The sequence below is a fragment of the Arthrobacter sp. MDT2-3 genome (genome assembly GCF_059090465.1).
Genome location: NZ_JBNHFS010000003.1, coordinates 282,527 through 296,499, shown reverse-complemented (window position 1 = coordinate 296,499; position 13,973 = coordinate 282,527). Strand labels below are relative to the sequence as shown.

Annotated in this window: 9 protein-coding genes; 4 read left to right on the top strand and 5 right to left on the bottom strand. The window is 65.7% G+C overall.

Annotation, left to right across the window (positions count from 1 at the left end; genetic code table 11):
* Positions 1 to 4: 4 nt before the first annotated feature.
* Together AC5RUQ_RS11315 and AC5RUQ_RS11310 are read right to left on the bottom strand one after the other, a co-directional pair.
* Positions 5 to 1,834: an AMP-dependent synthetase/ligase gene (locus AC5RUQ_RS11315; protein WP_493947419.1), complete on the bottom strand. Its 1,830-nt coding sequence runs from the start codon at positions 1,832 to 1,834 to the stop codon at positions 5 to 7.
* A 65-nt stretch (positions 1,835 to 1,899) separates the two neighbouring features.
* Positions 1,900 to 3,627 (bottom strand): dolichyl-phosphate-mannose--protein mannosyltransferase, encoded by a 1,728-nt coding sequence (locus tag AC5RUQ_RS11310; RefSeq protein ID WP_493947418.1) that lies wholly within the window; start codon positions 3,625 to 3,627, stop codon positions 1,900 to 1,902.
* A gap of 46 nt (positions 3,628 to 3,673) precedes the next feature.
* On the opposite strand from AC5RUQ_RS11310, the gene rsmI reads away from it, so the two are divergent.
* Complete coding sequence (gene rsmI / locus AC5RUQ_RS11305) at positions 3,674 to 4,603, top strand: 16S rRNA (cytidine(1402)-2'-O)-methyltransferase (protein ID WP_493947417.1); 930 nt, start codon at positions 3,674 to 3,676, stop codon at positions 4,601 to 4,603.
* Between the two features lie 186 nt (positions 4,604 to 4,789).
* On the top strand, positions 4,790 to 6,289 hold the full coding sequence (locus tag AC5RUQ_RS11300) for an NAD-dependent succinate-semialdehyde dehydrogenase (protein WP_493947416.1): 1,500 nt from the start codon (positions 4,790 to 4,792) through the stop codon (positions 6,287 to 6,289).
* Between the two features lie 40 nt (positions 6,290 to 6,329).
* Here AC5RUQ_RS11300 and AC5RUQ_RS11295 read toward each other — a convergent pair whose 3' ends face one another.
* Genes AC5RUQ_RS11295 through AC5RUQ_RS11285 form a run of 3 tightly spaced genes read right to left on the bottom strand, consistent with a single transcriptional unit; the run spans position 6,330 to position 11,397 of the window.
* Positions 6,330 to 8,828 carry a transglutaminase TgpA family protein gene (locus AC5RUQ_RS11295; RefSeq protein ID WP_493947415.1) on the bottom strand — a complete coding sequence of 833 codons (2,499 nt, stop codon included), beginning with the start codon at positions 8,826 to 8,828 and terminating at the stop codon, positions 6,330 to 6,332.
* Complete coding sequence (locus AC5RUQ_RS11290) at positions 8,825 to 10,261, bottom strand: DUF58 domain-containing protein (RefSeq protein WP_493947414.1); 1,437 nt, start codon at positions 10,259 to 10,261, stop codon at positions 8,825 to 8,827. Before AC5RUQ_RS11290 ends, AC5RUQ_RS11295 begins: the two co-directional genes overlap by 4 nt.
* An 11-nt stretch (positions 10,262 to 10,272) precedes the next feature.
* On the bottom strand, positions 10,273 to 11,397 hold the full coding sequence (locus AC5RUQ_RS11285; protein WP_493947413.1) for an AAA family ATPase: 1,125 nt from the start codon (positions 11,395 to 11,397) through the stop codon (positions 10,273 to 10,275).
* Positions 11,398 to 11,560: 163 nt separating this feature from the next.
* On the opposite strand from AC5RUQ_RS11285, the gene AC5RUQ_RS11280 reads away from it, so the two are divergent.
* Together AC5RUQ_RS11280 and AC5RUQ_RS11275 are read left to right on the top strand one after the other, a co-directional pair.
* Positions 11,561 to 12,466, top strand: a complete 906-nt coding sequence (locus AC5RUQ_RS11280; RefSeq protein ID WP_493947412.1) for a TatD family hydrolase — start codon at positions 11,561 to 11,563, stop codon at positions 12,464 to 12,466.
* A 280-nt stretch (positions 12,467 to 12,746) separates the two neighbouring features.
* A complete protein-coding gene (locus AC5RUQ_RS11275) occupies positions 12,747 to 13,940 on the top strand; it encodes a resuscitation-promoting factor (RefSeq protein WP_493947411.1) in 1,194 nt (397 codons plus the stop codon).
* Positions 13,941 to 13,973 lie beyond the last annotated feature (33 nt).

Genomic DNA, 13,973 nt, shown 5'->3' with positions numbered 1-13,973 from the left:
CCGGTCAGGCGTAAAGTTCGGCGATTTCGGCTTCGTAGTCATGCACGACGGCGGAACGCTTCAGCTTGAGGGAAGGCGTCAGGTGACCTGACTCCACGGTGAACCGGGCATCCAGCACGGTGAACTTGCGGATCGACTCTGCCGTGGACACCAACTGGTTCGCCTGATCCACCGCCTCCTGTATTGCTGCCGCCACCTCCGGGTCCTTGACGGCGTCCCGCATGGCAAGGGCGGGCAGTCCCCGCTCGGAACGCCAGTTGTCCAGGCCTTCCGGGTCCAGGCTTACGAGCGCCGAGACAAAAGGCTTTCCGTCGCCCACCACCACGGCGTGAGCCACCAACTGATGAGCGCGGATCCTTTCCTCCAATGGCCCGGGCGCTATGTTCTTGCCGCCGGCGGTGACCAGCAGGTCCTTCTTCCGCCCTGTGATGGTCAGGAAGCCCTGGGAGTCAAGCTCCCCGAGGTCGCCGGTGCGGAAGAAGCCGTCCACGAAGGCCTCGGCGTTCGCCGCCTGGTTGGCGTGGTAACCCCGGAAGACGCCGATGCCCTTGACCAGGATCTCGCCGTCGTCGGCTACCCGGACAGTGGTGCCGGGGATGGGGATGCCCACCGATCCCACCCGCGTGAGTGCGGGAGTATTGGCAGTGCACGGTGCGGTGGTCTCAGTAAGGCCGTACCCTTCGAGGACAGGAATCCCGGCTCCACGGAAGAAGTGGGCGTCTTCCGGCGCAAGGGCACTGGCGCCTGACACGGTGTACCCCACGTGGCCGCCGAAGGCCTGGCGAAGCCGGGGATACAGCAGTCTGTCGAAGATTCCGTGGCGGATCCGGCAGAGCAGTCCGGGACCGCTGCCCTTGCCCCGGCTGCGCTTGTCTTCCTCCTGCGAGTACTCAATGGCTGTTGCCGACGCGGCGTTGAAAAGCCGCGCCCTGCCCGCCACTGTTGCCTTGTGCGCTGCGGTGGCGCGGACCTTCTCGAAAATCCGCGGAACCACCAGCAGGAACGTGGGCCGGAAAGTGGCCAGGTCCTCCAGGAGCTGGGCGGCCCCTGGTGTGTGTCCCAGGGTGGCGCCGGCGGTGAGGCAGACCACCTGGACCGCCCGGGCCAGGACGTGGGCGAGCGGCAGGAACATCAGGGTGCGCGCCTGGTCCTGGAGCAGGAGTTCCGGGAGGAACGCGACGATGTTCTTTGCCACCAGAGCGAAGTTGCCGTGGGTGATTTCGCAGCCTTTGGGGTTGCCGGTGGTGCCGGAGGTATAAACCAGGGACGCCACGTCATCCAGCCCTGCCCGGCTCCGGTGCCGTTCCAGCTCGGCATCGGTGACACCCGTTCCGGCCGCGGCCAGGCTCGTGAGATCGGGGGCTTCGCCGTCGAAATCCATCCGGACCACGTTGACGAGGCGGTCCCGGAGCAGCGCGGAACCGGCAAGGACGTCCGTCACAAGCCTCACCTTGGCACGGTCCTCGGCGAAGACACGCCGCACTCCGGCGTCGTGGAGGATCCACTCCACCTGGCTGGGCGAGGACGTTTCATAAATGGGAACGGTCACGCCGCCGGCAAACCAGATGGCGAAATCAACCAGCGTCCATTCGTAGGAAGTTGCGGACATAACGGCAACCGGGTCGCCCGGCTCGAGTCCGCCGGCGATCAGGCCCTTGGCAAGGCCACTGACATCCTGCAGGAATTTCTGTGCCGTTACGTCCATCCAGCCGTTTGGCCCCTTGCGCCGGTAGAGGGCATGGGCCGGATTGGCGGCCTGTTGCTCCAGCAGCAGATCCGTGACGTTACTGGCGGCATCAAGCTCAACCAGCAGTTCGGTGCTTGCTTCCCTCACTGGGGTCTCCGTTCCGCTGCCATGCCGCGGCAGCGGCTCCATCGGGGGTCTCCTGCCATCCTGCCCTAGATCCAGGAAGGCATCCACATGCGCAGCCGCCACTCCTGGTACGGGATGACTTCGGCGGCCCAGACGGGATAGAAGAAGGCTGCCAGCAGCACTGCAGCCGCTACGAACAAGGCCACCAGGTACAGCCCGGACCGGCGGCGCCAGGGCGGGTCCGACGTCCTCCCCAGGATCAGGCCCAGGCAATATACAAGGGCCAGCACCAGGAACGGTTCGAAGGACACGGCGTAGAAGTAGAACATGGTGCGCTCCGGGTACAGGAACCAGGGCAGGTACCCGGCGGCGACACCGGCCAGCACAGCTCCTGCCCGCCAGTCGCGGCGTCCCGCCCACCAGAACAAGAGCACTACCAGCGATATGGCTGCCGCCCACCAGATGAGGGGATTTCCGACGGACAGGATGGCGGATGTGCACTTGTCTACGTCGCAGCCCGGTGTGCCGCGTTCGGGTGATTCATAGAAGAACGACGTGGGCCTTCCCATCAGCAGCCAACTCCAGGCGCTCGCCTCATAGGGGTGCTCGGACCCCAGGCCCTGGTGGAACTTGTACGCTTCCAGGTGGTAGTGCGCCAGGGACCGGATCGAATCCGGCAGCCAGCCCCACTCAGCGGACGGATTGCTCTGCGCCCAGCGGCGGAAGTAGGCGTCCTCTGAGCGGAACCAGCCCGTCCAGGTGGCGGTATAAACCAGCACGGCAACCGGGACCATGCTCAGGAACGCCGGGATGCCGTCCTTGATCACGCCGCCGCTGATCCAGCCGCGGATCCCCGCCACCCGACGAGCGCTAAGGTCCCACAGGACGGTGAGGATGCCGAAGCCGGCCAGGAAGAATAAACCTGACCATTTGGTCCCGACGGCGAGCCCCAGGAAGATTCCGGCTGCGACCCGCCACCAGCGGATGCCCAGCCATGGTCCGGACAGCAGCTGCGCGGGCGTGGAAAGTCCCCCGTTGGCTGCGGCAGCGTTGGCCAGCCGTGCGGCCAGCCGGCGTCGGCCGTCATCCCGGTCCATCAGCAAGGCGCCGAACGCTGCGAGGATCCAGAACATCAGGAAGATATCCAGCAGCGATGTCCGCGACATCACCAGGTGATGGCCGTCCACGGCCAGGAGGAGTCCCGCGGCAGCCGCCAGCGGAAGTGAACGGAAGAGTTTGAGCGCTATCAGGGATAGGAGCAGGATGGACAAGGTTCCGGTCAGGGCCGCGGCGAAGCGCCAACCGAAGGAGTTGTCTGCACCGAAGAGCCACATGCCGGCGGCGATCATCCACTTTCCCACCGGGGGGTGGACAACGTACTCAGGAGAATCCAGGAGCAGGGCGGGGTTTCCTGCGTTAAAGGAATCATTGGCTTTGTCCGGCCAGCTGCGCTCATAACCGCTGATCAGGTACGAGTAGGCATCCTTGACGTAATACGTTTCGTCAAAGACCAGCTTGTGTGGCGCGTCCAGCCGGACAAACCGCAGGACGCCGCCGGTTGCCGCAGTCAGGAGGGGAACCAACAGGAACCACAGCCGCAGCGACGGCGGGTAGTCCCGCCAGCTGTGGACGGACCCCAGCAGCCGCGCGCGCAGGGACTCGGCCGTGAAGGCCTCTGCGGGCCGGCTGACCCACGGACGGGCCGTCGGGTTCCCGGGCCGGTCAACAGTTCCGGTAGGTGAACTGGCGGAGTCCGGGGATGTGGCGTGTTCGGCCCCGGCCGGCCGCGTCGAGGTCTGCGTCACGAGCCCCATGCTACCGTTTGCGGCTGGCCGCGCCCCGCAGCAGTAGGCTGGTGGCGTGGACCCTAACCCCAGCCCCTTTCCCGATTCCGGCACTGCCACCCCCGAGGAGGAAGCCGAAGGACAGCCGTCACGGGGTTCGGTACCAGCGCCTCCCGGAGGTCGGATCGTGCTGGCAGCCACCCCGATCGGTAACACGGGTGATGCGTCCGCCCGCCTGGTGGAGCTGCTGGGTACAGCGGACATCGTTGCCGCTGAAGACACCCGCCGCCTGCACCGGCTGGTGCAAAGCCTGGGCGTCACTGTCGCGGGGAGGGTGATCAGCTATCACGAGCACAACGAGGCAGCGAAGACAGCTGAGCTTCTTGAACAGGTCAAGGCAGGCAAGACCCTGGTGATGGTCACCGACGCAGGGATGCCCTCGGTGTCCGATCCCGGGTTCCGGCTGGTGGAAGGGGCAGTCGCAGGCGGGCTTACCGTCACTGCGGTGCCCGGCCCCTCGGCTGTCCTGACGGCGCTGGCGTTGTCCGGCCTACCCACCGACCGTTTCTGCTTCGAGGGATTCCTGCCCCGGAAGGCAGGCGAAAGGGCGTCCCGCCTTGCTGACCTTGCGGGGGAGCGCCGGACCATGGTGTTCTTCGAAGCGCCGCACCGGCTCGAGGTGATGCTGCGGGCGCTGCGTGAACGCTTCGGCCCAGAGCGACGCGTCGCGGTGTGCCGGGAATTGACCAAAACCTACGAAGAAGTGATCCGGGGTTCGCTCGGGGAGCTTTTGCAATGGGCAGAGAGCAATGAGGTCCGCGGTGAAATCGCCGTTGTCCTGGCGGGCGCGCCTGAGCAGGCTCCGGGGACTCCGGAGGACCACGTCGCCGCGGTCAACGAACTGATGTCCCAGGGGATCCGCCTTAAGGAGGCTGTTGCGGCCGTGGCGGAAGACGTCCGGGTGAGCAAGCGCGAGCTCTACTCCGCCGTTCTCGCCGCCCGCTAAGGCGGGCCGTCAGCGGCAGGGGAAGGGCTGTGCAGGTGCACAGCCCTTCCATCTTTCCGTAGTGCGTGAAGGCGTAGACCCGCAGGTGGCACAGCAGTAGTCTGGCAACTAATCAGCCATGACGACGGCGGCTACTCCGGCCGCCGCCCGGGGCTGCAAAACAACCCTACTGACAAGGGAGTCATCGTGACTGTCACTGCACAGCCGGCCGTTTCCGCAGAACGCGAAAGCGCCCTTCTGGCCTCTGTTCCCACCGGCCTGCTTATCAATGGTGAGTGGCGGGCTGCCGCTTCAGGCAAGACCTTCGACGTCGAGGACCCGGCCACGGGCAAGGTGCTGTTGAGCATTGCCGACGCCGGTCCCGAGGACGGTGCCTCGGCCCTGGACGCTGCCGCGGCTGCGCAGGAGTCCTGGGCGAAGGTTCCCCCGCGTGAGCGCGGCGAAATCCTGCGCCGCGCCTTTGAGCTCGTGACGGAGCGGGCCGAGGACTTCGCGCTGCTGATGACCATGGAGATGGGCAAGCCGCTGGCGGAAGCCCGGGGCGAAGTCACCTACGGCGCCGAATTCCTGCGCTGGTTCTCGGAGGAAGCCGTCCGCGCCTTCGGCCGCTATTCTGTGTCCCCGGACGGTAAGTCCCGGCTGCTGGTCACGAAGAAGCCGGTGGGCCCGTGCCTGCTGATCACGCCGTGGAACTTCCCGCTGGCCATGGCCACGCGCAAGATCGCCCCTGCCGTTGCCGCAGGCTGCACCATGGTGCTGAAGTCTGCGAACCTCACCCCTCTGACCTCCCAGCTGTTCGCCGCCGTCATGACGGAGGCGGGCCTGCCCGCTGGAGTCCTGAACGTTATCCCCACCTCGACCGCCGGCGCCACCACGGGCCCACTGATCAAGGACTCCCGGCTTCGCAAACTGTCCTTCACCGGCTCCACCGAAGTGGGCCGCCGCCTGCTCTCGGATGCTTCCGAAACTGTCCTGCGCACCTCGATGGAGCTCGGCGGCAACGCCCCGTTCGTCGTCTTCGAGGACGCTGACCTGGACGCCGCCGTCGCCGGGGCCATGCTCGCGAAGCTGCGGAACATGGGCGAGGCCTGCACCGCGGCCAACCGCTTCATCGTCCACGAATCCATCGCCGCTGAATTCGCGGAAAAGTTCGCTGCGAAGATGAAGGACATGACCACAGCCCGCGGCACCGAACCCGAGTCCAAGGTGGGCCCGCTGATCGACGCCAAGAGCCGGGACAAGGTCCACGAACTGGTCTCGGACGCCGTCGCGTCCGGTGCCAAGGCGGTTCTGGGCGGCGGACCGGTGGAGGGCCCGGGCTACTTCTACCAGCCCACAATCCTCTCCGGCGTTACCGAAGGCACCCGGATCCTGGCCGAAGAAATTTTCGGACCCGTCGCGCCCATCGTCACCTTCAGCACCGAAGACGACGCCGTCCGGCTGGCCAACAACACCGAATACGGTCTCGTGGCCTACGTCTTTACCAAGGACCTGAACCGGGGCATCCGAATGGGCGAAAAGCTTGAAACCGGCATGCTCGGCCTGAACGCCGGTGTCATCTCCAACGCGGCCGCACCCTTCGGCGGCGTCAAGCAGTCGGGCCTGGGGCGTGAAGGCGGCCTCGAAGGCATTGAGGAATATCTCTACACCCAGTACATCGGCATCGCCGACCCCTACGCCGGGTAAGCCCCGGTACCCCCGGGCTAAGCCGCCGCACGCGCCAGGATCAGGAACGCGCAGACCACCGCGTTGACCAGAAGCGTGCGGCGGCTTTGGCTGTCTGGGCCGCGGTTGCCCCGGCTGCCCGGAACGGCGCCGCCAGCAGGCGCCCCAGCCGTCCAATCACCGACGGCGGCACCCACAAGGCGCGCAGCCGCCGCAGGGCGGGGGCATGGGCACGCAAAGCTGTTTCAAGTGCCGCGATCCGGGCACCCGTTACCTCCTGGTCAGCGCCTTCTGCCCCCGAATCGGTGCGGTAGGTGCTGGCAGGGACGTCCGCCCCTGCCGGCGGGGGGCCGTACTCGCGGCGTTCGAAGTTCGAGGTCAAGGCGGCGGCGGCCCGATGGGCAGGACCGTCGATTCCCCCCGGTTCGCCCAGCAGCCCTGATTCCCGCAGGCGCGCGCTATAGGCACGAGGGGTTTCACTGGATTTCGGCGGCAGGCCATAGTCCGTCCCCAGGTCCACCATTTCGCTCCAGGCCAGCACCGCGGCCGTGCCTGGTTCCGCCGGTCGGAGCCGCCGTGCCCGGATGCCTGTCCTGGCCAGGCGCGGCGCTGCGGCGAGAAGCGCTGCCCCCAGGACGCCGCCCAGGCCCAGAAGCAACGGCAGGAGCTGTATGCCGGCTTCCGTGCCCCCGCCTCCGCCCGGGGCGGGCAGGGGAGCGGCGCTGGGTGCCGGGGCAGGTGCCGGCGTGGCATCCGGGGCCAGGTCGTCATTGTTCTCGAGGGCGCCCGGGGCTGACGGGGCGGATGCCTCCGTGGCGTAGTCAGGCACAACCCCACGGGACGGCGTTGGCTCAAAAGGCACCCATCCCAGTCCCTGGAAGTATAGTTCCGGCCAGGCATGGGCGTCCCTCGCATCCACCTCGTATTCGGGCAGTGCACCCTGTCCGGCTACGGAAACAGTGGCACCGGTCAACCTGCCCGGGGCGTAGCCCACTGCAATCCGGCTGGGGATCCCTTCGAGCCGGGCCATCACGGCCATCGCGGACGCGTAATGGATGCAGTAGCCGCTCTTCTGGTCCAGGAAGTCCGCCAGGACCGAGAGCCCGTTCCCGTCATATCCGCCCTGCACCGGTGATTGCAGGGAATAGGTGAACTCCGCGGAGCGAAGGTACTTCTGGATGGCCATCGCTTTCTCGTAGGGCGTGGCACTGGGACCTGCCACCGTACTGGCCGTTGTCCGAACGATATCGGGCACGTTGCCCGGAATTCTGGTGAAGTCCTCGGAGATGCCTTGCACGCCTGACGAGGACCGGGCCAGCAGCCCGGCCGTCAGCTTTGGAACGGAGGAGGTGACGAGGTACTCCTGCCGCCGGGAGGTGGTATCCGTCCCCTTGATGCTCAAGGTGGCGGGATCCCAGGTCCACCGGCCATCCAGGCCCCGCACTGATTCGGGCGGATACGGTGCCGGCAGATAGGGGCTGGTGAAGGTTCCGGCGTCGATAGCCGTAACCAGCGGCTGCTGTTCGTCGGCAAGGACGGTGTAGCCGGGATCGATCTGGCTGCCAAGGGGGCGCCGGGAGGCGTTGCGGTCATCCGGGCCCCAGGAGTCGCCGTCGAAATGGTCCACAGTGACAGACCGCAGGTACAGCGGGGCGCTGGAATTGGTGGCATACGTGATCCGTCCGGTGCCGGCAGGAGTGCGCAGGCTGTTGCCCAGGGTGATCATCGGGTTAAGGCCAGTGGAGGTGCCCCAAGGATTGAGTCGTGATCCCTGCGGGAACGTGCCCTGGTCGAAGCCCGGGATCGCTATCGGCACCAGCATGGTGGCAACCAGCGCCACGGACCCCGTCAAGGCAGCCCTCCGGACCTGGCCCGGATTGCGGGCTGAATCGACAGGACCGCGGGAATCCGGAACAAACCACTGGCTGCATGCCAGGATCATCAGGTACCCCGCGACGGCGGCCGTGAATCCCCAAAAGCCGACGCTCTGCGGCTTGATCATGGCAGGTACCACGAGGATGGCCAGCAACCCAGCACCCGTGGCGGCAGGCATGCCCAGCGGCACGGCAAGCGCGTCAACAAGGATGACAGCCAGGCCCAGGACGGCGCAGATCACCATAACGATGCCCACGTTGGGGGCGACGGGCGCTGTTTCGGACAGAACTGTTTCACTGGCGCGGCGAATCAACCGGTTCAGCTCGGCGACGCTGGCAACGGTGGGAAAGACACCGGCAATGCTGGAGCTTCGGAAGAACGTCAGGGTCAGGACGGCGCCCAGGGCAAGGAACCCCCCGGCCGTCACCAGCAGGGGCTGTGCTCTGAGCGAACGCAAGGCGGCCAGGGTCAGGCAGACTACCAGGACGGTGGTGGCAACGGGCCAGTACCAGCCCCAGCCCCTCAGGACTCCGTTCAGGGAAAGGGCGGCGCCAGCCACTGCCACGGCAATCGAGCCTGCCATCATCCAGGGGTAGGCGCCAACACGGGTTCGTCCTGCTGAGTTCCCTGCGGGCAGCACGGGTTGCCGGTCCGTTCCCGAATTCCGGGGTGGCGCTATGGTCATCCTGCCACCTCCGCTCCCCGGCGGACCTCCGTTGCCGGCGTTTCCGGCAAGGCGACGTCCTGGTCGAACTGGTTCCAGGCAGCTGCCACGGATACTGACGGCGGTACGGCAGCAGCCCGCCAGCCTCCCTGCCGCAACTTCTCGAGGGCATCCTCGAATTCGGCAGGCCGCTCGGTGATAACGATGGCAAAGGCGTTGGTGCCGTAGCCGGCGGCCGGGGCGAGGGACAAGGCATCCAGCGGTGAGATCCTGCCCAGGACAGCAATCACGGGTCCCCGCATGCGGTGCGCTGACAACTTGTCCATAAGGTTGTCCTCAAAGGGTGGCGGTCCGAAGTCCTGGTGTCCGTGCGATTCCCGGGGGCCGACGATGCCTTTGCGTCCGGAATCGCGGCGGGCATGCGGACCGGTGAGTTGAATTGCCGCGAGACTTTCAGCGATCGACTGGAGCCCGGATGCCCCGCTGTACTCCTCCACCTCGGGTTCGGGAGCGGAGGGCGAATGCAGGAACGCAGGTTCCCCGCGGGCGTCCAGGAGGCGCAGGGCGTAATTCCGATCGGCAAGGTGGGCGCTGATGGACATGGCGGCAACTACGGCCCACTCGAAGGTTTCGCTGCTGATCATGAAGTAGCCGTCCTGCCCTGCGCTTCCTGCCGGCACCGCACCTGAACCGCCGGAGAACGCGGTAAACCTGTGGTCCAGAATGATCGTGGCCTCGGGCGTGGTGACGGATTCTTCCTGCCGCACCATCAGGGAACCGTGGCGAGCGGTAGCGGCCCAGTGCACCCGGCGCATCGGATCTCCATGCCGGTATTCGCGGGTCATGACGTCGTCGTCGCTGGGATTTGCCCGGATCCTGGTCGCCGTGACGCCGTCGTTGCCGCGGGCGCCGGCCAGCCCGGTCAGGGGAAGCACAACGGCGGCGGGCGTGACGGTGAGCGTGTCGCCGTCGTCTATTGCCTGCCGGTGCAGGGACAGTCCGAACGGGTCGGTGAATTCGGCAGTCACGGGTCCGATCAGGAACTGGCCGCGCTGGGCGGAGCGGAGGTGGTACTCGTACCTGCTGGTGCCGCCGTTGGCGGAGCGGGACGGAAACCGGAAGGCGGGCGACTCCCCGAACCGGGGAGGCAGCCTTTCTTCCATGGTGGCCCTGCCACTGGCTGCCCCGGTCCGCGCTACCGCGAGCCGGACGGTAGTGGGGGCGGATGTTTCCACCGGGGAGGGGTTGAATTCGCGGTACACCTGGAAGCGGGGCTTCACCAGCCGGATCCCCGCGAGGGAGACCAGCGGAAGCACGAACAGCAGTACGGCCAGGCTTAACAGGTCCCTCCGGCCCATCACTTGGGCAGCGGCAAGTGCTGCGGCCCCTGCAGCCAGCATGCCCCAGCCGCGCTGGGTGAAGAGGTGTCGGGGCAGTCTGTCCAGCAGCGCCATGGGAAACCCGCCTAGTGGTTCCTGCTCAGGCCTGCCACACGGGTGGTTCTGCCCGTGGCCGCGGAAGCCTTGTTTCCGGCGTCGGCCGGCCTGTGTGTGACGGGCAGCCGGGACAGGATGCCACGGAGGACGCTGTGCGGGGTTTCTCCGGCTCCGGCAGCCTTCCTATCGAGGATGATCCGGTGCGCCAGCACAGCTTCCGCAACATCCACGACGTCGTCCGGCAGAACAAAGTCCCGGCCGTCCAGGGCCGCCGTGGCCTTGGCAGCCCGCAGCAGCTGCAGCATGGACCGGGGGCTCGCTCCCAGGCGAAGCAGAGGACTCTCCCGGGTGGCCCTGCCCACGGACACGGTGTACTCCTTGACTGCCTGCGAGACGTAGACCTGCTGCACCATGGCAATCATGGCTGCCACGTCGGCAGTAGTTACCACTGCCGATACCTTGACAAGGGGTGACGATGCCTGGTGGGTCTCGAGCATTTCGATCTCGGAGTCCTTGTCCGGGTAGCCCATGGAGATACGTGCCATAAAGCGGTCCCGCTGGGCTTCCGGCAGCGGGTACGTGCCCTCCATCTCGATCGGGTTTTGCGTTGCCACAACCATGAACGGCTCGTCAAGCCGGTAGGACTTGCCGTCCACCGTCACCTGGTGCTCCTCCATGCACTCGAGCAGGGCGGACTGGGTCTTCGCTGACGCACGGTTGATCTCGTCGCCGATCACGATGTTGGCGAACACCGCACCGGGGCGGAACTCGAAGAGCCTGGAGGACTGGTTGTAGATGGAAACGCCGGTGACGTCGGAGGGCAACAGGTCCGGGGTGAACTGGATCCGGTTGACCGTACAGTCGATGGTCCGGGCGAGTGTCTTGGCCAGAAGTGTCTTTCCCACTCCCGGCACATCTTCCAGGAGCAGGTGGCCCTGGGCCAGCAGGACTGTTAATGCCAGCTTCGCGGCATCGGACTTCCCGTCGATCACAGTGTTGATGGTGTCCAGGATCCGCTGGCTCGCGGCGTGGAAAGATGTACTGTCCATCGCGTTGGGCCGGTGCCCGTTGAGGCGGCTGACGGGGTCAGTGAAACCCGCCAGGTTGCGGTTCGTGGCGTTCACATCGTTGGCACTGCGTCGGTGGGATTCCATCGGCAACCTTTCAGCCCGGGTTCACCTGGACGGGACAGAGAGCCCTGCCTTCGCCCGTCGGTGGGCGTCCGCATGTGTTCGTACCAGACTACTAACACAACTGCCGCAGCTAACAGAGAGTTCCAACAAATATGCGGCCAACTTGGCGGTTTAGGCTTGATGGATGTGCAATCCGCTGATCCCCGCCGCTTACCGTGCTTCCGCTGACGGCGGCGCTCCGGAAGCAGGCAGTTCTCCGCAACGGGATTTCCCCCCTGCTCCAGAGCCTTTGCCGGTGCCTGTGATGGACAACCACACGCACCTGGACTTCCCGGACGGAAAAGCGCCGGTTGGGATCAAAGAAGCGCTCGACGCCGCCGCCGCCGTGGGCGTCCAGGGGGCGGTCCAGGTGGGCTGCGACCTGGAATCCTCGCGGTTCACGGTCCAGGCAGTGGATCTGGACGACCGGTTGCTCGGAGCTGTGGCGCTTCACCCCAACGACGCTCCGCGCTACGCCGAACACGGTGAACTGGAAGAGGCTCTGGCGGAAATTGAGCGGCTGGCGGCTCATCCCCGCGTCCGGGCCATCGGCGAGACGGGGCTTGACTTTTTTCGCACCGAGGGTGAGGGCCTGGCGCACCAGCGGTACTCTTTCCGCCGGCACATCGATATCGCCAAGCGGCTGGACCTGACCCTGCAGATTCATGACCGGGATGCCCATAGCGACGTTGTGCAGGTACTGAAGGAAGAAGGAGCCCCTGAACGCGTGGTATTCCATTGCTTTTCCGGTGATGAGGAGCTGGCGGCCACGTGTAACAAGGAAGGCTGGTGGATGTCCTTCGCCGGCACACTGACCTTCAAGAACGCAACGAACCTGCGGGCCGCGCTCGCCGTCGCGGATGCTGATCTGGTCCTGGTGGAGACAGACGCTCCCTTCCTGACTCCGCATCCGCACCGGGGCCGTCCGAACGCCAGCTACATGGTCCCCTACACTGTGCGTGCCATGGCCGAATTGACAAGTACGGACCTTGCAGCGCTGGGCGCCCGAATCAGTCAAAACACGGTGCGGGCGTACGGATCCTGGGATTAAGATCACACCACCAGGTAACCGCCTTCGAGATACCGGGTATGCACAATTCTTGGCCAGTTTATAACGCTACGGTTACAGTGGGAAACTATTAGCCGGGGTCGGGGAAGGCCACCGGGTAAATTCACTTCATTTGCAGCAGGATCTGCTGGGCCTGTTTCCAGTCTGCCTGCTAGCGGAGTGTGGCGGTGCGAAGGTGCCCGGACTACCCCTTTTTCAGGTGGTGCCGGGCATTTTATTGCGCTCTCCCCGTGCCCGGAAGGACCTAAAGTTACGGGCAATCGTGGTCAAGTTCTTCACAACGGACGGCAAGTTCAGCTTTATCAAGGTTGGAACGCAACTCCTGGTGCTGTGCGCGCTGGTGGTTGGCCTCGTAGCCTTCGTGGGCAATAACAAAACCATCACGCTGAACGTTGACGGCAAGGTAACGTCCGTCCAGACCTTTGGCGGAACTGTGGGACAGGTGGTCAAGAGCGCCAACGTCGAGCTGAAGGCCGCCGACCGGGTTTCCCCGTCCGTTGATGCCACTGTCCAGAACGGCACGGTCATCAACGTCAACATGGCCAAGGAAGTCAAGGTCAGCCTGGACGGCGCCGAAAAGACGGTGAACACCACCGCCCAGGACGTTGCGGGACTGGTGACCGAGCTCGGCGTCGCGAGTGCGTCGTCAATCTCCGTGCCCGCGGACGCCCAGCTCTCGGTTGCAGGGTCCTTCGTGTCGATCTCCACTCCCAAGTCCGTCAGCATTGTTGCCGACGGCAAAGTGGAGACAGCGACCACAACTGCCGCCACGGTGGGCAAGGTACTTGAAGATGCAGGCCTGACCCTCGGTGCCAATGACCGTTCTTCCCAGCCCGCCAACGCCCACGTTGTCAACAACATGGTCATTAAGGTCTCACGGGTGGACACCGGCCAGACTGCGGTGACCACCGACAGTGTCCCGTTCACGTCGGAGACCATCGAGAGCGCCGAAATGCTCAAGGGTGAGAAGGAAGTCACCCAGGCGGGTTCCGTAGGGAAGGTGGAGAAGACCTTCAAGCTCGTGCTGGTTGACGGCCGTGAAGCGTCCCGCACCCTGGTGTCCGAAACCGTGACCGCCCAGCCCGTGACCGAGAAGATCACGGTTGGAACCAAGGCCAAGCCCGAGCCCGTAGCCAAGGCTGCCCCGGCAGCCCCTGCATCCCCTGCATCCCCTGCCGGGACCAACACCGGTGCCGCTGCCCCGGCCATGATGAATGAGGCCATGTGGGACAAGATTGCCCAGTGTGAAGCAGGCGGAAACTGGTCCATCAACACCGGCAACGGCTACTACGGCGGCCTCCAGTTCGACATCAGGACCTGGCTCGGAGCCGGCGGCGGCGCATACGCTCCCAACGCCAGCCTTGCCACGAAGGCCCAGCAGATCGACATCGCCAACCGCGTGTACGCGCAGCGGGGCCTGCAGCCGTGGGGCTGCGGCTGGGCTGCCACCAGCTGACACAAGAAGACCTCAACCCCCGCGGGAAAGTGC

Excerpts from the sequence above, each read along its gene's own strand:
- AC5RUQ_RS11310 (WP_493947418.1), bottom strand. The coding sequence starts at position 3,627 with ATGGGGCTCGTGACGCAGACCTCGACGCGGCCGGCCGGGGCCGAACAC.
- AC5RUQ_RS11295 (WP_493947415.1), bottom strand. The coding sequence starts at position 8,828 with ATGACCATAGCGCCACCCCGGAATTCGGGAACGGACCGGCAACCCGTG.
- AC5RUQ_RS11285 (WP_493947413.1), bottom strand. The coding sequence starts at position 11,397 with ATGGAATCCCACCGACGCAGTGCCAACGATGTGAACGCCACGAACCGC.
- AC5RUQ_RS11290 (WP_493947414.1), bottom strand. The coding sequence starts at position 10,261 with ATGGCGCTGCTGGACAGACTGCCCCGACACCTCTTCACCCAGCGCGGC.
- AC5RUQ_RS11280 (WP_493947412.1), top strand. The coding sequence starts at position 11,561 with ATGTGCAATCCGCTGATCCCCGCCGCTTACCGTGCTTCCGCTGACGGC.